This is a genomic window from Janthinobacterium saanense, assembly GCF_014200675.1.
In the GTDB taxonomy this organism is placed as follows: Bacteria; Pseudomonadota; Gammaproteobacteria; order Burkholderiales; family Burkholderiaceae_D; genus Janthinobacterium.
In genome coordinates this window covers 62,895-80,702 of sequence record NZ_JACHCI010000007.1, presented here as the reverse complement: position 1 = coordinate 80,702, position 17,808 = coordinate 62,895, and the positions used below count along the sequence as shown (strand labels likewise).

Sequence of the window (17,808 nt, the reverse complement as noted above, 5' to 3'; positions counted from 1 at the left end):
CTTTTTGTGGAATCATCGTGACTTATCTCGGTATCGATATCGGCACTTCCGAAATCAAGGCCATCCTGACGGATGACGCGCAAACCATCTTGGCCAGCAGCGGCGTGAGCCTGCGCGTGTCCAGCCCCCATCCGGGCTGGTCGGAGCAGGACCCCGAGCACTGGTGGCGCGCCACCCTGGACGTGATCGCCGCCATCCGCAGCGCCCAGCCGGCGGCGTTTTCCGGCTTGCGCGGCATTGCGCTGTCGGGCCAGATGCATGGCGCCACCGTGCTCGATGGCCAGGACCGCGTGCTGCGTCCGGCCATCTTATGGAATGACACGCGCTCGCACGCCGAATGCGTGGAACTCGAAGCGCTGGTGCCCGAGTCGCGCAGCATCACCGGCAACCAGGCCATGCCCGGCTTCACGGCGCCCAAGCTGCTGTGGCTGAAAAAGCATGAGCCGGAACTGTTCCGCGCCATCCGCAAAGTCTTGCTGCCCAAGGATTATGTGGCGCTGCGGCTGACGGGCGATTATGTGTCCGATATGTCCGACGCTTCCGGCACCTTGTGGCTGGACGTGGCCAGACGCGACTGGTCTGAACGCATGCTGGCAGCCACTGGCCTGGGCCGCGAACACATGCCGCGCCTGGTTGAGGGCAGCCATGCGGCCGCGCAGATACGTCCGTCGCTGTGCCAGGAATGGGGCATCTCGCATGCGGTGGTGCTGGCCGGTGGCGCAGGCGACAACGCGGCGGCCGCCGTCGGCCTGGGCGTGGTCGAGCCGGGCGCCGGCCTGCTGTCGCTGGGCACCTCGGGCGTGCTGTTTGCCGGCAGCGATGGCTTTGCACCGAATCCTGGCCAGGGCGTGCACGCGTTCTGCCATTGCCTGCCCGAGCGCTGGCACCAGATGAGCGTGATCCTCAGCGCCGCGTCCAGCCTCAGCTGGGTGGCCAGGCTGACGCAATCAAACGATATCGGCGAACTGGCGACCCTGGCCGAAAACGTCGAAGCGCGCACGGCGCCCATCTTCTTGCCGTACCTGAGCGGCGAGCGCACGCCGCACAACGATGCGAATGCGCGTGGCGTTTTTTTCGGCCTGTCGACCGAACATGGCCGCGCCGAGCTGGCCTACAGCGTGATGGAAGGCGTGGCGTTTGCCATGGCCGATGGCAATCAGGCGCTGCGCAGCGCCGGCACCCGGCTGACGCAGGCGTCTTTCGTGGGCGGCGGTTCGCGCAGCCGCTTTTGGGCGCAGCTGTGCGCGAACGCCTCGGGCTTGGAAGTGTTGCGCCACGACCACGGCGTGGCCGGTGGCACCATGGGCGCGGCCCGCCTCGCGCAGATGGCCGTGACGGGCTTGCCGCCGTCGCAGGTGTGCACGCGTCCGGCTGTACAGGAAACCATTGCGCCGCAAGCGTCTGGCGTGCTGCAGGAGCGGCTTGCGCGCTATCGCCGGCTCTACCCTTTGTTGCGTGCAGAGATGGCAATGGCGGCACAAGACTCTTGATGGATTGACACCAGTCAAGCGCGGCCTAATCTCTGTGGTAGGCCCGCCCAATTCTTTTATCATTTCCTTTCCGCATGTCTCTGCGCCTGGCGCTGTCGCGTGTAGCAAAGGAAAACCATGTTCCCCTCTTTTTGCCTGCAAGGTAAGGCATGACGGCGCTGCTGCTGGCCTTGCTGTGCCTGGTCCTGGCCCTGACCTTCAGTGTGCTGCTGGCCTGGCAATGGCATGCGCTGCGCCGGTGGCGCGCGCGCCATGCGGCTGGCGAAGTGCTGCGCGCTGCCCAGGCGCAGGGATATGCGCATGCGCTGTCGCTGCTGCATGCGCTGCCGGCCGCCGTGATCGGCACCGACCAGGACGGCGTGGTGCATTATCTCAATGCGCGCGCCGCTGCGCTCAGCGGCCTGGCGCCCGGCGATGGCGTGGGTGCGCCCGTGACGCAGCTGCTGCCGCTGTTTCACGACGGCGTCGCCGTCGATGCGGCGCGCCAGGTGCGCGATTGCGTGATCCAGCAAGAAGTGCTGGAAGTGGCGCGCGGCGCCGTGCTGCTGCGCCATCTCGACGGCAAGCGCATCGATGTGCAATACAGCTGCGCGCCGCTTGCGCAGGGGGGCGCGGTGCTGTTGCTGCACGACGTGTCGGCGCGCCGCCGCGCCGAGGCGCAACTGGAATTCATCGCCCACCATGACGGCTTGACGGGGCTGCCGAACCGGCTGCATTTCCAGATTCGCTTCGAGCACGGCATCGCTTATGCGCGCCGCCACCAGGGCTTGCTGGCCGTGCTGTTTGTCGATATCGACCGCTTCAAGGCCATCAATGACAGTCTGGGCCACGACGTGGGCGACCAGGTGCTGATGGAGTTTGCGCTGCGCGTGCAGCAATGCCTGCGCAAGGTCGATACGGTGGCGCGCCAGGGCGGCGACGAATTCATCATCCTGCTGACCGAGCTGCATGCGGCGCAGGACGCCGAACGGGTAGCCGAAAAAATCGTCAATGCCATTGCCGCGCCTTTCGTCATCGGTGAATACAGCCTGACGGTGGCCGCCAGCGTGGGCGTGGCCCTGTATCCCGATGACGACGATGACGTCAACGCGCTGATTGAAAAGGCGGACCTGGCCATGTACGCGGCCAAGCGGCGCGCTTCCGGCACCTGTCTGCGTTATTCCTCGTGCATGCAGACGCAGTCGTATTCGCGCACCATTATCGAGACGGCGCTGCGCCATGCGCTTGAGCGCAACGAGTTCGTGCTGTACTACCAGCCCAGGATGAACCTCGGCACGCGTACGATCACGGGCGTGAAAGCGCTGCTGCGCTGGAAGCACCCGGAGCTGGGGCTGATGATGCCGCTCGATTTCCTGCCGGTGCTGGAAGAAAGCGCGCTGATACTGCCGGTCGGTTCCTGGGTACTGGCCACGGCCGTGGAGCAGGCGCGCAGCTGGATCGCGCAGGGCCAGCCTTTGATCGTATCCGTGAGCCTGTCGGCGCGCCAGTTTTACCAGCGCGACATCGCGCGCCACTTTAGCGCCGCACTGGAGGCGGCCGGCGTGCCCGGTCATTGCATCGAGCTGGAGATCGCGGCCGCCATCCTGATCGACCGCAACCAGAACTGCGAGCTGATACTGCACCAGTTCCGCCAGCTGGGCATGCGTATCTCCATCAGCGATTTCGGCACCGGCGACACCTCGCTCAATTACCTGAAGCGTTTCCCTGCCGACGCCGTCAGGATCGAAAAATGTTTTATCGACGACCTGGGGCGGCCGCCAGGGCCTGGCCATGATGAAGCGGGGGCGATGGTGCGCGCCATCGTGGCGATGGCGCAGACCTTGAAACTGCGCACCATCGCCAGCGGCGTGGAAAATAGCGAACAGCTTGAACTGCTGGCCGCCATGGGCTGCGATGAAGCCTTCGGCTATTTCCTGGGCCGCGCCATGGCGCCGGACGGCGTCGAGGCGCTGCTCAAGAGTGCTACGCCAGCTTAAAACTTGTAGCGCAGTGTCAGCATGGCGTTGCGCGGGTCGCCATAGTAGCCGCCCAGACCGGTCGAGTAATAGCGCTTGTCGAAGACGTTGTTGACGTTCAAGGTGGCCACCAGTTGCGCGCTGAGCTGGTATTGCGCCATCAGTCCCGCGACCGCGTAAGCCTGCTGCGTGAAGCGCTCGCCGTTCGGTCCCCGGTCATCCATATAGATATCGCTCTGCCAGTTCACGCCGCCGCCCAGGGTCAGGCCAGGCAGGCCCTGTTGCAAGCGCCAGGTGGTCCACAGCTTGGCCATGCTTTGCGGCTGGCTGGTCTGGATGCGCTGGCCTTCGGCGTTGCGGATGCGGCTATACGCATAGCTGGCCGTCAGTTGCCAGTCGGGGCGCAACTGGCCCGACACTTCCGCCTCGAAGCCGCGCGTGGTGGCGCCTTTTACCGTATGGTAGGCGTAGGAGCCGCCGCCCGTGCCGATGATCCAGATATTGCCCGGATCGGCTTCGGCCAGATTGTCTTGCTGCAGCTGGAAGATGGCGGCGCTGGTATTGAGCTTGCCGTTGAAGAATTCGCCCTTGGCGCCCACCTCATAGTTCTTGCCTTCCAGCGGCGGCAGGAAATGGCTGTTCACGTCACGCTGGCTTTGCGGCGTGAAGATGCTGGTGTAGCTGGCGTAAGCCGACCAGTGCTTGTCGACGTCGTAGACGATGCCCGCATAGGGCGTGATCTTGCCGTTTTCGCGCATGGCGTCGTACAGCGGCACATCGTTGTAATAGTCGCTGCGGATATCGCGCTTCCAGTACGACAGGCGCGCTCCCAGAATCACTGACAGCGCCTCTGTCGGGCGCAGGCGCAAGGTCGAATACAAGCCGCTTTCCTGTTCCTTGTCATACGAGGTGCCCAGGCGCGTGCCGCTGTAGTCGGGCACCGGCATGTCGCCATTCCAGTGATGGATATCGGGCACCGTGTAATCGTAGCCGTCCAGGCGCCAGCCAGGGTAGATCGGACCATTCGTCTGAAGCTGCGAGGTGCTCACGCCCAGCACCAGTTCATGTTTGCGGCCGTAAGCCTCGAACGGGCCGCTGACGTAGGCGTCCAGCGAAGTCTGTTGCGGCTTGCTGTGCCAGTTGGCCAGCCACAGGCCCATGCCGGCGCCCGTCACGCGGTCCGGATAGCCATTGCCGGAAAAGCCCTGCAGCGCATCGTACTGGTTGCTGCTGCGGCTGATGGCCAGTTTGGCGATCCAGTCATTGTCGAAATAATGGTCGAGCGTGGCGAACAGCATGCTCTGTTCGCGGTCGTAGGTGCTCCAGGCAGCCGTACCGTTCATCGAGCGGGGGAAATGGGTTTGCGAGCCATCGCTGTAGAAGATGGGAAAGTCGCGGCCTGCGCCTTTCAGCTTTTCCTTCTGGTAGTTGACGCCGGCGCTGAGCACCGTCGATGGCGTCAGGTCCGCTTCGACAATCGCGTACAGCACATCCTTTTTCTGCCGGTAGCGGTCGATGAAGGAATGCTGGTCTTCATGCGCGGCGACCAGGCGCGCGCGTACCGAACCGTCGCTATTGAGCGGCATCGAGACGTCGCCGTCGAGGCGGTAGCGGTCCCATGAACCCAGCTGCGCGCCCGCCGTGGCGGTGTAGCTGCGGCCAGGGCGCTTGCGCACCAGGTTGACGGCCGCCGACGTGCTGCCCGTGCCGCTGATCAGGCCCGTGGCGCCGCGGATGATTTCGACCCGGTCGTAAATCGCCATGTCATAGGTGCGCGCTTCCAGGTTCTTGCTGGTCGGGATGCCGTCGAACATATACGACCTCACTTCGAAGCCGCGTGAAAACACCTGGTCGTATTCGCGCGTGCTCGATGAACGGTCGACCGTCACGCCGGGCGCCTGCACCAGCACGTCTTGCAGGGTGGTCAAACCCTGGTCTTCGATTTGCTGGCGCGTGATGATGCTGACCGCTTGCGGCGTTTCGCGCAGCGACAGGTTCAGCCGCGTGGCGCTGGTCAGGCCGGCGTAGCTGCGTTTGCCTTCGGTGGTGCCGTCGCGCAGGGCGCTGGAACTGACGGCGACTTCGCCCAGGGTGGCGGCGATGGGCGTAGCGCTGGATGAGGTGCCATCCTTGCGCAGCACATAGCTGCGTTCGCCGCTGGGCACGGCTTCCAGGCCGGTGCCGGCCAGCAGCTGGGCCAGCGCCTGCGGCACCGTGTAGCTGCCGCTCAAGCCCCGGGTGCGCAAGCCTTGCAGCAGTTCGGCCGCAGCGCCCACGCTGACCCTGGCGTCGACGGCGAAGCTGGCGATGGCGGGCGACAGTTCGCCGGCGGCGACCTTGTAGCTTGCTGGCGCAGCCGCTGGCGCGGGGGCGGTTTCAGCGGCGATGGCTGGAAGATGCGCCAGCGATAGCATCAAGAGGGCGCCGCCGATGGCGCGCGCGAGGGGTGTCAAGGGAGATTGGGGGTGGTGCATGGTCTTGCCTTTCCAGTCGATGTCGTTGCGGATATGGACAGGACAGGCGGCAGTTGAAAAAAGGGCCAACTTTTTAGAATTAATTTTTTCTGGCCGTGATGGTGACCCAATACGGCGTGCGGTACAGCACATCGACCGGCAGCATGCGCGTGAGATTTTCCAGTACGGCGCCGGTGTCGTCGAGCTGGAAGGCGCCTGTCAGTCGCAGGCTGGCCGCCGAGGCTTCCACCCGCAGCAAGCCAGGGCGGTAGCGTGCCAGTTCGGTGGCGAAGTCGTCCAGGCGCATGTTGTTTGCTACCAGCATGCCGCGCGACCAGGCATCTGCCTGCGGTGGCGCCGGCATGGGCAAGTCGGCATGGCCCTCATTAAAACAGCTTTGCTGGCCCGCTGGCACCCGGCGCAGGGTGGCCGATGGCGCGCGCGGGGCGATTTCCACCGCGTGTTCCAGCACCGTCACGTAGCTGCAATTTTCATCCTGGCGCACGATAAAACGCGTGCCCAGCGCGCGGATGCGGCCATGGCGCGTGGCGACAAAAAAGGGGCGAGGGTCGGCATGCGTTTCGACCAGCAGTTCGCCCCGGCGCAAGGTCAGCAGCCTTTCGTTTTGCGTGTAGGCGATGTCCAGGGCGCTATCCGTGTTGAGCATCAACCGCCCGCCATCGGGCAGGCGGATAGTGCGTCGTTCGCCCACGCCGCTATGGTAGTCGGCCAGCACGTCGGACAACACGCCACTGCGCAGCAGCATCCAGGCGCCAGGCGCCAGCATCAACGCCAGCAGTGCCTGCATGGCCACGCGCCGCTGCGGACGGTGCAGCAGCGGTGCGGCCAGCTGCGGGGGCAGCATGCCGGTGGTTTTGCTCACTTGCTGTACCTTGGCCCAGGCGCGCGCATGTTCGGGATCGTGTGCGCGCCAGTGTGCCGACGCGGCCAGCTCGTCCGGCGTGGCCTGGCCCGATTGCTCGAGCAAATACCATTCGACGGCTTCACGCGCCACCTTGCGCGAGAGCGGTGCTGCCGCCTGGCTGCTCATGCCAGCAGCACGCATTCGGTCAGCGCCTCGGCCATATGGCGTTTGACGGAACGCTCGCTGATGCCCAGTTGGGCCGCAATTTCCGCATATGGGTACCCCTCGATCTGCGCCATGATGAAGACGGTGCGTACTTTGGGCTTGAGGCCATCGAGCATGGCGTCGACCGCTTGCAGGGCCTGCAAAATTTCAGCTTGCTGCTCGGCAGACGGCGCGTGCTGTTCGGGCACCTCGGCCAGCGCGCATAGCCAGGCTTGTTCCAGCGAGCGGCGCCGCAAATGGTTGATCAAGAGGTGTTTGGCAATGGTGGCCAGATACGCCTTGGGGGCACGCAGCGCAGGCGTTTGCGGCTGGGCGGGGCTGCCTGCCAGCAAGCGGGCAAAGGTGTCTTGCGCCAGGTCGGCTGCATCAAAGGCGTTGCCGAGGCGCCGCTGCAGCCAGTGGGCCAGCCAGCCGCGATGTGCGTTGTAAAGGCTGTCCAGCTGCGTCGGCGGCACAGGGGAGAGGGCGAACGGGCTCGCTGGCATGGTCGCTCCTTACCGCACGGCCAGCAGCACGGCGGCCAGCAGGGCTGTGGCGCCGATGACACGCGCCAGGCGCATGGCTTGCTGCGGCGCATATGGCAGCAGCCAGATCAGGAGCAGGCCGCAGCCGGTCAGGCTGCCTGCCCACGACACCAGTCCGTAGCCGAAACCGGCCAGATGCATGGCCCAGGCCAGGCCGATGGCCAGCGCGGCCCAGCCGCCCCACTGCAGGCGGCGGCGCAGCTGCGGCGGCGGTTCTGCGCCGCGCCCATGCAGGTCGGCGTAATGGCGGTCCATCGCCAGGCACAAACAAGATAGGCCCGCGTAGCACAGCGCAAAGACCAGGAAGTTTGCCAGTAGCTCCGTCATGCGGCCTCCATCGCTGGCGCCGCCGGCTTGGCGGCAGACGCTGCCTTGACCGCCTTGGCCGGCAAGGGTTTCAGTGTGTAGGCCGCATACGCCAGGCCCAGGCCCAGCACCAGCACCACCAGGTCGAAGGCCGCCACGGAAGCGGGGCCGCGGCCCATGAACAAGGTCACGCCCAGGTGCGATTCGGTCGTCAGCACGTTCAGTACGGGCAGCGCGCAGAATAAAAAGGCGCCGGCTGCCAGCTCGATGCGCCACATGGCCCGCGATGGCCGCAGCTGGGCCACGATGGCGGCCAGGGCCCAGGCGCCGAAGAAGCAGGCGATTTCCTCTTGCGGACGGTTTTCCATGCCGGCCGTCAGCAAGCGGTTGGCCCAGAAGTAGGCGCCAAAGGCGATCGGGATGCCGGCGATGGCGCCGATATTGAGCGCTTCCACCAGGCGCAGGCCGAAGCTGGGGCGCTTGCCGGCGGCCAGCGCCTTGGCCTGCTTCTGGCGCGTCTTGACGGCCCACAGCAAGGCGCCGGTGGCAACCATGGCGCAGCCGGCCAGGCCGGACAGGAAGAACAGCGCGCGCAGCAGCGGTCCGCCGAAATGGGCGATGTGCAAGCCATACATCACGCCATGCGTGGCCGAGGCGCCGGGCAGCTCGTCGCCATTGGTCGACAGCAGCTTGCCGCTGACGCCATCGAAGTCCATCGACGGCTGCTTCGACGACATGTCGCGGCCAGCTGCGCGTGACAAGGTGATGATGGCGTTGGCGTCGCCCGGATGGTTGACGGAGATGCGTTCAACCTTGCTACCCCAGTGCTGTTCGGCCTGGCGCACCAGCGGCGCGAACGGCGTCAGGGGCGCAGCCACGCCGCTCACCTTGCGGTCGTTGGAGCCGCCGGGGAAGGCTTCGGCAAAAAAGGTGTCCTGGTCGCCCTTGTAGGCAGCCGTGGCGCCCGATGGCATGTACAGGAACATCAAGGTGACCAGCCCCGTGTAAGTGATCATCAGGTGATAAGGCAGGGCCAGCACGGCCGTCACATTGTGCGCGTCCAGCCACGAACGCTGGCCTTTCCTGGGCCGGAAGGTAAACAAATCCTTGAAAATGCGCTTGTGGGTGACGATGCCGCTAATGATGGACACGAGCATGAACATGGCGCAAAAGCCCACGATCCAGCGGGCCCAGATGGCCGGCATATAGTGCAGGTCGAAATGCAGGCGGTACAGGAATTCGCCACCGCGTGTGTCGCGCGGCTTGGACAATACTTCGCCGGTGGCCGGGTCGGCCATTTCGCTGTGGAAGTTGCCGCGCCGTCCGCGCTTTTTTTCACCGGGTTTCGACGGCTTGCTCCAGCCCAGCTGCGTGGCGGGCGTGCGCTCGCCGGGCAGGCTGATGAACCAGCGCGGCGCGCCTTCGGCACGCTCTTGCATCGCTTGCTGCGCGGCCGTGGCCGCGTCTTCGGTGGCGACCTTGCTGGCGGCCGCGCCGTGCAGTTCGGGCTGCATCCAGAGGGTGATTTCATTGCGGTAGTAGCTGGCCGTGCCGGCGCAAAATACCAGCAGCAGGATCCAGCAGACTAACAAGCCAGACCAGGTATGCAGCCATGCCATCGACTGGCGAAAACCTTCTTTCATGCGAGACTCCAGGACAAGGCGCCCATCCATTGCAGGATGGCGGCGATGACGGCGCCCGGTATCAACAGGCCCAGCCAGGCGCGCAGGGCGCTGCCGGTGGCGAAGACCCAGAGCACGGCGCAGGTGTAAATGGCAAACGACAGCAGGGTGGCCGTCATGACGGCTTCGGCGCGCGCCATGGGCAGGCAAACCGACAGCAGCATGGTGACCAGCGCCGCCAGCACATAGCCGCCGGCGATGGCCGCGATGCTGCGCGAGGCCACGCCGAGGCGGTAGATCGCGGCGGCGGACAGCCGCAGGCGTGGCATGTTTTCAGTGATGGCGGATGCCTGCATGATTAGCCGTGGTCCTTGCTGGGCGCTGCGGCTGGCGGCGCCGGCATGGGCGCTACGCCTTGCGGCTGCACCAGGCTCAGGGTGGTGACAAGCACGGCCTTGGCATAGGCCTCGCCATTGCGCTGGCCGCCCGTCTTGTCTTCATGGTGCACTTCCAGCACATACGTGCCCTTCCATGGCAGGGGGAAGCTGACCAGGCCTTGTTCATCGCTGTAGGCTTCCTTGGCCCAGCCCGATTGCACCACGGCGTTGACCTTGGCCTGCGGCAGTGGCTTGCCTTGGTAGCTGACCTGGAACTGGCCCGCTTGTCCGGTCGGCACCAGGTCCAGGGTCAGCGCCGGTGTTTGCGCCTGGTGGCCGGAGATCAGCCGCGCCGCCGGGATCCAGATGGCGCGCGTGACCTGGCCGTCCTTTTTTTCTTCCCACGATGGATAGCTGTTTTCTTCGACGATGATGCTCTCGCCGGCGGCCACTCTGCCGTTCAGGGCAAACGCGTTTGCGGTCTTGCTGGCCTGCAGGGGCTGCGTGCCCTTGGCCGTCACCAGGCCGGCGTTTTGCAGCGTGAACTTGTCCAGCAGGCCAGGCGAGGCTTCGCGCAGGTTGTCGCCGAATTCACCGAAATAAACGCTGGCTACCTTGTCATTTTGTTCCAGCCAGATCTGGTGGGCGCTGGCCGTGCCGCAGAACAGTGCGCTGGCCAGCATGGTGGCGGTGATGGCGCCGAGGCGGGCGATGGAAGTCAGTTGCATGGTGAGTCCCTTATTTCTTGTCATGGTGATCAAAGAATGGCCGCCGCTCCGTGGGGCGGCAGCCTGGCATCTTGCGGCAGAGCGTTTGTATCGTGGGAAGCTTGCTTGGCGCGTAGGCCTGGCTGGCGCAATCAGTCGTCACTGCGCAGTTTAGTCGGCGCTCGTCGGCCACTCATTGCGAATGAGAACGATTCTTATTATATTTTATCGATGTGAAAAGGGCAAGTGCCGCCCCATCCTGGCGCAGCAGGATAGTCGTACAGGAACAGGAAGGAGGGAATGCCCCTGTCCCTGCGCATGGCGAGGGACAGGGGCAACGGACTGACAAGGCGGTTTTTAATGGCCCAGCGTGGGTGTGTAGCGCAGGCTCAGGATGATGTTGCGCGGTTCGCCGAAGTAGTTACCGCGGCGCAGTTCGCCGGTGGCGGCCCAATAGGTTTTATCGGTCAGGTTGGCAATACTCAGGTTGGCCGTCCAGTTCTTGTTGAACACGTAGGAAGCGCGCGCATCCCACACGGTGCGCCCGCCATTGCGAAAGCCGATGTCGGGATTGTCGTCCGCCTGGTAGCGATAGCCGCTTTGCGCCGAGACGCCGCCGCCGATGGTCCAGTGGTTCCACGCGCCGGGCAGGCGGTAGCTGGTCGACACGCGCAGCATGTGCTTGGGCGTGACGGACGGCGGCGTTTCATCGCCTTCGGCGCGCGTCACGTTATAGGTGTAGCCCGACGACAGCTGCCAGCCCGGCAGGATTTCGCCGCTGACGTCCGCATCGATGCCGGTGCTGCGGATCGGCCGGCCATTCACATAGCAGCTGCCCGAGATATCCCACTTCAAACAGCTGTCGTCGGACGCCTGGTCGTACACGGCCATGTCGCGCTTGTTGATGCGGAAGGCGGCCAGCGCCACGTTCAGACGGCCGTCATACAGTTCGCCTTTGACGCCGGCTTCATAGGTGTCGCCCACCACCGGTTTCAATGTTTGTCCACCCAGGGTGTAGTACAGGCTTTGCGGCTTGAAGATGCTGGCGTAGCTGCCGTACACGGACCAGCGCCGGTCGAGGTCATAGACTGCGCCCGCATACGGCGTGAACTCGGCGCTTTCCTTGTAGCGGCTGACCGGGTCGGTATCGAGCTGGCCGGTGGTGTTCTTGTCGAACCAGCTCAAACGCCCGCCCAGCAGCAGATGCAGGTCCTGCTGCAATTCCCAGCGCGTGCTGGCGTAGGCGCCGTAATTCTGTTCTGTCACATGCGGCAGCGAGCTCCAGGCTGGATGAACGGGTTGCGGGATCAGCGCATTGTTTGGGTTAAACACGTCAAATGGCAGGCCGGGAGAAGTCGATGCCGAATGGTCATTGGTGACGGCGCGCGAGGCGTTCAGGCCGAACAGTAATTCATGCTTGCCGCCCCAGGCCTGGAAACTGCCGCCCACGTTGGCGTCCAGGCCCGTGGTGACGATGTCCTGCTTGCGGTAATTGACCGTATAGAGCCGGGCGCCTTGCTGTGTGGCGGGGTCGATGCTGCCGCGCACGATGGCTGCCTGCTGGTCAAAGTCGCCCAGGGTGCGGTTGATGGCGAACCTGGCTTTCCAGTCGCCGGCAAAGCGGTGTTCCAGGTCGGCGAACAGTTCGGCAATGGTGGCGTCGTGGCGGTTCCAGTCCTGCGCCAGCGAGGTGGAGCGGCGCACCGGCAAAGTCGCGCCATCGCTGTAGCGGGGCAGGCCAAACAGCCAGTAGCCGTCGGTCACCGTGTGCTGGTGGCGCGCGCCTGCGCGCACGGTGGTCGCTGCATCGAGGTCCGCTTCGATAATGCCGTAGAACAGGGGCATGCGGCTGTGGGCGGCGTCAAAGAAATAGCCACGGTCTTCATAGGCGACCAGCGCGCGGCCGCGCACTGTGCCGGCCTCATTCAAGGGCGTGCCGGCATCGACTTCCACGCGGCGCTGGTTCCAGCTGCCGGCCGTGACGGTGACGTCGGCATGGGCTTCGGCGCGCGGGCGCTTGCGCACCAGATTGGCCACGCCGCCCGGCGTGCCGGCGCCGACGATCAGGCCGGCCGAGCCGCGCAGGATTTCCACCCGGTCGTAGACGGCCATGTCGGGTATCAGCCAGCCGGTGGAGTTGTCGGCCACGCCCGGCATGCCGTCGACCAGGTAGGACAGTGCATTGCCGCGCGAGAGGAATTCGTGCGAGCCGAAGCTGCGGTTCATGCGCGTCAGGCCTGTGCTTTGTTCCAGCACCTGGTCCAGGGTGAACAAATTCTTGTCGTCCATTTGCTGGCGCGTGACGACGGATACCGATTGCGGCGTTTCACGCAGCGAGCGTTCGGCGCCGGCCAGGGTCACGGCGCGCGTCGCATAATTGCCCGTGCCATCGCTGGTGGCCGTGCGCTCGCCATAGGCGCTGACGGTGATTTCCGACAGGGTGGCCGTCTCATGGGAAACCTTGGGCGCCGCCTTGATGGTGACGGTGCCGTTTTCGACCACGGCTTGCAGTCCGCTGCCGGCCAGCAGGCGGTCCAGGCCATCGTGCAGGCTCAGGCTGCCATTGACGGCAGGCGCGGTTTTACCGGCCACCAGTTCGGGCGAAAACAGCAGTTGCACGCCAGCCTGGCGCGCCAGTTCATTCAGGGCCGATCCCAGTGGCTGGGCTGCGATGCTCAGTTTGACGGAGGGTAAGGATTGCGCCTGCGCCAGGCTGATCGTTCCCAGCGCCAGCATGGCGGCCAGGGCGATCGGTGCAGGTTTGAAACGGGCTTGCCACATGATGCATTCTCCAGGTTAATTCATTTTTAAAAAGCATTGATTAACCAGGTAGACGCACAAGGCGGCCTCATCCTCACCTGAGAATGAGATTTATTTGCAAAAAGATTTATCGTGGAGTGGGTAGCGGTGCAGCTAGCTGAGCCGAGGGGCGCTGGTCTTGCACTTTGGGCGCCAGACGGATTTCGCTGCGGCCGTTGCTGCGCACTACTTGCACGGGCAGCAGATGGGGCAGGGCGGCGGCGAAGCCGTCCAGCTGCGTCAGGCTGAAACTGCCGCCTATGTGCAGGCGGGCGACAGCCGGGTCGCGCAGCACCAGGCCCGTGTCGCCATAGCGCTCGAATTCGGCCAGTACCTGGCCTAGCGGCAGATTGTCGACCGTGACGCGGCCGTTGCGCCACGGCGCCACGCTATCGGGTGGCAGGTTCGAGATGCTGGATAACTGTCCCGCAGCATCGGCTTGCACGCCCTGGCCGGCCAGCAGCTCGACCTGGCTGTGGCTTTCACCCGCCACGCGCACATGGCCTTGCTGCACGGCCACGCTCAGCTTGCCATCGTAGGGCAAGGTATTGCGGACGGAAAATTGCGTGCCCACCACCGTGACCCTCAGCGGCCCACTGAACACGTCGAAAGGCTGGCCCTGTTTCGCTTGCACCTGGAACATGGCTTCGCCCTGCAGCAACTGCACTTCGCGCTTGCGCGGATACAGGCTGACGTTCAGGCGCGTGGACGTGTCGAGCAGCAAGCTGCTGCCATCGGGCAGATTGACAGCCAGGCGCTGGCCCCGCTGCGTGGCGTACGATTGCGTGAAGCTGGCTTGCTGCTGCGACCATTCATAGCCGCCCACGCCCACGCTGAGCGCCAGCATGGCCGCCGCCGCGTAGGGCCAGGCGCGCAGCCAGTGGCGGCGTGGAGCCGATACCGCTGTTGCTGGCGCCACTTTCCAGCGGGCGGCGATCTCGGGCGGAATCTGGCGCACTTGGCTGTACGTGTCTTGCATGGCCGCGTAGGCGCGGCCATGGGCGGCGTCCTGCGCCAGCCAGGTTTCGAAGGCTGCCAGCTCGCCGGCGTCCAGCTGCTGGCGGCGGCTGAACCAGGTGGCGGCCGCCAAAGTCACTGGATCTTGTGTGGCATCGCTGGCGTGCGCGCGCAAGGCCGCTTCGTCCTGCGCGGACGGGCCGAAATCGTGGTCTGATGGTGGTTGTTGCATGGGCCGCATTATGCCGGTACCCGCAGCGATTGCAATTGCTTCTGGCAGCTGAGCATGCCGCGCGCGATGTGTTTTTCCACCATGCTCACGGAAATGCCCATGCGCGCGGCGATCTGCGCATGCGGCAATTCCTCGAAGATGTGCAGCACGAAAGCGTCGCGGCAGCGTGGTGGCAGCGCATCGATGGCGTCCACGCAGGCGCGCCAGTCCTGGCTGCCTTCCAGGGCTTGTTCCGGTTGCAGATGCTGCGGGGCGGACGGGTGGGCGGTTTCCGGCAAGGCGTCGAGCGCGTCGTGCTGGCGCAGTGCGGCGCGGCGGTGCTTGTCGATGATCAGGTTGCGCGCCGTGTGGTACAACAGGGCACGCGGCTCGCGCACGGCCTGCTCGCCCAGTTCTGAATTGTGCTGCACGCCCAGCACGCGCAGATAGCTCTCCTGTACCAGGTCGGCAGCGGCCTCGCGGTTGCGCAAGCTGCGCCAGCAGAAGTTCAGCAATTCTTGGTAATAGTGGGCAAGCACGGCGTCCGGATGTTGGTGTGAGGCAACCTGGCTTGCCACATATGAGAATGATTCTCATTATAAAGTAAGTGCAATGATTTTTGTGATCTTGCTAAGCGGTCTGGCGCACCGTGGCACGCGTACAACGCTTTGCGTGCCGCCTGCCATGCGCTACCATATGGAGTTAACAAGGAGGCAACATGGCAATTCAACTCATCCAGACAGTCCCGATCGCCGGCCAGCAGCCGGGCACCTCGGGGCTGCGCAAGAAGGTCGAGGTGTTCCGCGCACCGCACTACCTGGAAAATTTCGTGCAAAGCGTGTTCGATACGGTGGGCGATTGCAGCGGCAAAACCCTGGTGCTGGGCGGCGATGGCCGCTTTTATAACCGTACGGCCATCCAGACGGTGCTGCGCATGGCGGCCGCCCATGGTTATGCACGCGTGATGCTGGGGCAGGGCGGCATATTGTCGACGCCGGCCGTCAGCTGCGTGATCCGCAAGCATGGCGCCAGCGGCGGCATCATCCTGTCGGCCAGCCATAACCCAGGCGGCCCTGATGGCGATTTCGGCATCAAGTACAACATCGCCAATGGCGGACCGGCGCCTGAAAAAGTCACCGAAGCCGTGTATGCACGCACGCAGCAATTGCGCGAGTACCGCATCGCTGACACGCCAGACATCGACCTCGATACTTTGGGCACGGTGCAGATCGAACAGATGGTTATCGAAGTGATCGATCCGGTCGCCGATTACGCGGAACTGATGCAGCGGCTGTTCGATTTAGACGCCATCCGCGCCTTGATTGCGGGTGGACTGCGCATCTGCTTTGACGGCATGCACGCTGTCTCCGGCCCCTACGCCACGCGCATTCTCGAAGGCTTGCTGGGCGCACCCAAGGGCAGCGTCATCAACGGCCTGCCTCTGGAAGACTTTGGCGGCGGCCATCCCGATCCGAACCCCGTCAATGCGCATGAACTGATAGGCCGCATGGCAGCGTCCGATGCTCCCGGCTTTGGCGCCGCTTCCGATGGCGACGGCGACCGCAACATGATACTCGGCCGCCGTTTCGATGTTACGCCCTCGGACAGCCTGGCCATCCTGGCCGCCAATGCCCATCTGGCGCCAGGCTACCGCGCGGGCTTGAAGGGGATCGCCCGTTCCATGCCGACTTCAGGCGCGGCCGACCGGGTGGCCGCGGCCCTGGGCATTCCCTGCTTCGAAACGCCGACCGGCTGGAAATTCTTTGGCAACCTGCTCGACTCCGATATGGCCACCCTGTGCGGCGAAGAAAGCTACGGCACGGGTTCCAACCACGTGCGCGAAAAAGATGGTGTCTGGGCCGTGCTGTTCTGGCTCAACCTGCTGGCGGAAAAAAAGCAGTCGGTAGAAGAGATCGTGCGTGCGCACTGGGCCCGCTTTGGCCGCAATTATTATTCGCGCCACGACTACGAAGATATCGACGGCGCCGCCGCGCATCAGTTGATGGACTTCGTGCGCAGTCAATTGAAAGAATTGCCTGGCCAGACTTTGGGTGTCTACACGGTGTCGCTGGCCGATGACTTCAGTTACACCGATCCTGTCGATGGCTCGGTGGCGACGCAGCAGGGCGTGCGCATCATCATGACGGACGGTTCGCGCATCGTGCTGCGCCTGTCCGGCACGGGCACGCAAGGCGCAACCTTGCGCCTCTACCTGGAGCGCTACGAAGCCGATCCCGCGCGGCACGGCATTCCCACGCAAGAGGCGCTGGCCGGCTTGATCGCGGTGGCGGAGCAAGTGGCGCAGATCCGCGAGCGCACGGGGCTCGCTGCGCCGACGGTGACGACTTAAGTCACCGCCAGGTAGTCGATCAGGGCCCGCACCTTCAAGGCCAGGTGCCGGCCCGGCGTGTAGACGGCATGCACGGCGCCGGCATAGGGCGTGTCAAATTCCCATGCCGGCAGCAGCTGTTTCACCCGCCCGCAAGCCAGCGCCGCTTGCGCGGCAAAGTCGGGCACCAGGCCGATGCCGCCATCGGCTTCCACCAGCGCCATGATGGCGCCGCTATTGTTGATGGTGATGCGGGCGGGAATATCGATGCTGGCGCTGCGCTCGCTACTGCGCATGGACCAGCGCCCGCCGAACTGGCCATATCCCAGATAACAGCAGCGGTGCCGCAGCAAGTCTTCCGGCGCCTCGGGCGCGCCATGTTCGTCCAGATAGGCTTGCGACGCCACCAGCACATAACGCATTGAGCACAAGGGCCGCGCTGCCAGCCCCGGCGCCAGTTCGCGCGCGATGCGGATCGCCAGGTCGATGCCGTCTTCCACCAGGTCGATGGTGCGGTCGGTCAAGGTCACGCGTACATCGACGTCGGGATGCAGGTCGAGGAAGGCGGGCAGCCGGGGCGCCAGCCAGACCTGGCCAAACACGATGGGCGCGCTGACCCGCAGCACGCCGTTCGGCCGGGCGCGGTAGCTGCCGGCCAGCACATGGACTTCACGCGCCGTGCTGAGCATGCGCACACAGGCCGCATGCACTTGTACGCCCAGTTCGGTCAGCGACAGCGAACGCGTGGTCCGTTGCAGCAGCCGTCCGCCCAAGTGCGCTTCCAGGCGCGCCACATGGCGGCTGACGGCCGATGTCGCCACGCCCAGATGGCGCGCCGCCGCTGAAAAGCCGCCGCTGTCGACCACCTGGGCGAAGACTGCCATTTCATTGAGCATTTCCATTTGAGCTCCACTTTTGCGATTGGTGCAATAAACCTTTGCATTTTAAGCTGATTGTTAATCCCTGAGCGCAGGCCGATACTGGCTTC

14 protein-coding genes are annotated in these 17,808 nt (G+C 64.7%); 3 read left to right on the top strand and 11 right to left on the bottom strand.

What is annotated here, in order from left to right; genetic code table 11:
• Positions 1 to 17 precede the first annotated feature (17 nt).
• Together xylB and HDE72_RS12090 are read left to right on the top strand one after the other, a co-directional pair.
• Positions 18 to 1,490, top strand: coding sequence for a xylulokinase (gene xylB / locus HDE72_RS12095; protein ID WP_183741072.1), 1,473 nt, complete (start codon positions 18 to 20; stop codon positions 1,488 to 1,490).
• Positions 1,491 to 1,639: 149 nt separating this feature from the next.
• A complete protein-coding gene (locus HDE72_RS12090; protein ID WP_183741070.1) occupies positions 1,640 to 3,466 on the top strand; it encodes a putative bifunctional diguanylate cyclase/phosphodiesterase in 1,827 nt (608 codons plus the stop codon).
• On the opposite strand, the gene HDE72_RS12085 is transcribed toward HDE72_RS12090, so the two are convergent.
• From HDE72_RS12085 to HDE72_RS12040, 10 genes are all read right to left on the bottom strand, one after another.
• Positions 3,463 to 5,919 carry a TonB-dependent siderophore receptor gene (locus HDE72_RS12085; protein WP_183741068.1) on the bottom strand — a complete coding sequence of 819 codons (2,457 nt, stop codon included), beginning with the start codon at positions 5,917 to 5,919 and terminating at the stop codon, positions 3,463 to 3,465. The two genes, HDE72_RS12090 and HDE72_RS12085, sit on opposite strands and share 4 nt — an antisense overlap.
• Before the next feature lie 79 nt (positions 5,920 to 5,998).
• A complete protein-coding gene (locus HDE72_RS12080) occupies positions 5,999 to 6,964 on the bottom strand; it encodes a FecR domain-containing protein (RefSeq protein ID WP_183741066.1) in 966 nt (321 codons plus the stop codon).
• Positions 6,946 to 7,473, bottom strand: a complete 528-nt coding sequence (locus tag HDE72_RS12075; RefSeq protein WP_183741064.1) for a sigma-70 family RNA polymerase sigma factor — start codon at positions 7,471 to 7,473, stop codon at positions 6,946 to 6,948. The genes HDE72_RS12080 and HDE72_RS12075 overlap by 19 nt, the downstream gene beginning before the upstream one ends.
• 9 nt (positions 7,474 to 7,482) lie before the next feature.
• A complete protein-coding gene (locus tag HDE72_RS12070; protein WP_183741062.1) occupies positions 7,483 to 7,839 on the bottom strand; it encodes a DUF3325 domain-containing protein in 357 nt (118 codons plus the stop codon).
• Positions 7,836 to 9,461, bottom strand: coding sequence for a PepSY-associated TM helix domain-containing protein (locus HDE72_RS12065; RefSeq protein WP_183741060.1), 1,626 nt, complete (start codon positions 9,459 to 9,461; stop codon positions 7,836 to 7,838). The genes HDE72_RS12070 and HDE72_RS12065 overlap by 4 nt, the downstream gene beginning before the upstream one ends.
• Complete coding sequence (locus HDE72_RS12060) at positions 9,458 to 9,796, bottom strand: DUF3649 domain-containing protein (RefSeq protein WP_183741058.1); 339 nt, start codon at positions 9,794 to 9,796, stop codon at positions 9,458 to 9,460. The genes HDE72_RS12065 and HDE72_RS12060 overlap by 4 nt, the downstream gene beginning before the upstream one ends.
• Positions 9,797 to 9,798: 2 nt before the next feature.
• Positions 9,799 to 10,545 carry a DUF4198 domain-containing protein gene (locus HDE72_RS12055; protein WP_183741056.1) on the bottom strand — a complete coding sequence of 249 codons (747 nt, stop codon included), beginning with the start codon at positions 10,543 to 10,545 and terminating at the stop codon, positions 9,799 to 9,801.
• A gap of 336 nt (positions 10,546 to 10,881) precedes the next feature.
• The gene (locus HDE72_RS12050) at positions 10,882 to 13,305 is read right to left on the bottom strand and encodes a TonB-dependent siderophore receptor (protein WP_183741054.1); all 2,424 of its coding nucleotides are present in this window, start codon (positions 13,303 to 13,305) and stop codon (positions 10,882 to 10,884) included.
• Positions 13,306 to 13,411: 106 nt separating this feature from the next.
• Positions 13,412 to 14,512 carry a FecR family protein gene (locus HDE72_RS12045; protein ID WP_183741052.1) on the bottom strand — a complete coding sequence of 367 codons (1,101 nt, stop codon included), beginning with the start codon at positions 14,510 to 14,512 and terminating at the stop codon, positions 13,412 to 13,414.
• A gap of 8 nt (positions 14,513 to 14,520) precedes the next feature.
• Complete coding sequence (locus HDE72_RS12040) at positions 14,521 to 15,030, bottom strand: sigma-70 family RNA polymerase sigma factor (RefSeq protein ID WP_183741050.1); 510 nt, start codon at positions 15,028 to 15,030, stop codon at positions 14,521 to 14,523.
• Between the two features lie 179 nt (positions 15,031 to 15,209).
• Here HDE72_RS12040 and HDE72_RS12035 point away from each other — a divergent pair, with 179 nt between their 5' ends.
• Positions 15,210 to 16,841, top strand: coding sequence for an alpha-D-glucose phosphate-specific phosphoglucomutase (locus HDE72_RS12035; RefSeq protein WP_183741048.1), 1,632 nt, complete (start codon positions 15,210 to 15,212; stop codon positions 16,839 to 16,841).
• Here HDE72_RS12035 and HDE72_RS12030 read toward each other — a convergent pair.
• Complete coding sequence (locus HDE72_RS12030; protein ID WP_260176644.1) at positions 16,838 to 17,722, bottom strand: LysR family transcriptional regulator; 885 nt, start codon at positions 17,720 to 17,722, stop codon at positions 16,838 to 16,840. The genes HDE72_RS12035 and HDE72_RS12030 overlap by 4 nt on opposite strands.
• Between the last annotated feature and the right edge of the window lie 86 nt (positions 17,723 to 17,808).

Bases quoted from the DNA above. Each gene is read 5' to 3' on its own strand.
- HDE72_RS12090 (WP_183741070.1), top strand. From the start codon at position 1,640: ATGACGGCGCTGCTGCTGGCCTTGCTGTGCCTGGTCCTGGCCCTGACC.
- HDE72_RS12085 (WP_183741068.1), bottom strand. From the start codon at position 5,919: ATGCACCACCCCCAATCTCCCTTGACACCCCTCGCGCGCGCCATCGGC.
- HDE72_RS12080 (WP_183741066.1), bottom strand. From the start codon at position 6,964: ATGCGTGCTGCTGGCATGAGCAGCCAGGCGGCAGCACCGCTCTCGCGC.
- HDE72_RS12075 (WP_183741064.1), bottom strand. From the start codon at position 7,473: ATGCCAGCGAGCCCGTTCGCCCTCTCCCCTGTGCCGCCGACGCAGCTG.
- HDE72_RS12070 (WP_183741062.1), bottom strand. From the start codon at position 7,839: ATGACGGAGCTACTGGCAAACTTCCTGGTCTTTGCGCTGTGCTACGCG.
- HDE72_RS12065 (WP_183741060.1), bottom strand. From the start codon at position 9,461: ATGAAAGAAGGTTTTCGCCAGTCGATGGCATGGCTGCATACCTGGTCT.
- HDE72_RS12060 (WP_183741058.1), bottom strand. From the start codon at position 9,796: ATGCAGGCATCCGCCATCACTGAAAACATGCCACGCCTGCGGCTGTCC.
- HDE72_RS12055 (WP_183741056.1), bottom strand. From the start codon at position 10,545: ATGCAACTGACTTCCATCGCCCGCCTCGGCGCCATCACCGCCACCATG.
- HDE72_RS12050 (WP_183741054.1), bottom strand. From the start codon at position 13,305: ATGTGGCAAGCCCGTTTCAAACCTGCACCGATCGCCCTGGCCGCCATG.
- HDE72_RS12045 (WP_183741052.1), bottom strand. From the start codon at position 14,512: ATGCAACAACCACCATCAGACCACGATTTCGGCCCGTCCGCGCAGGAC.
- HDE72_RS12035 (WP_183741048.1), top strand. From the start codon at position 15,210: ATGGCAATTCAACTCATCCAGACAGTCCCGATCGCCGGCCAGCAGCCG.
- HDE72_RS12030 (WP_260176644.1), bottom strand. From the start codon at position 17,722: ATGGAAATGCTCAATGAAATGGCAGTCTTCGCCCAGGTGGTCGACAGC.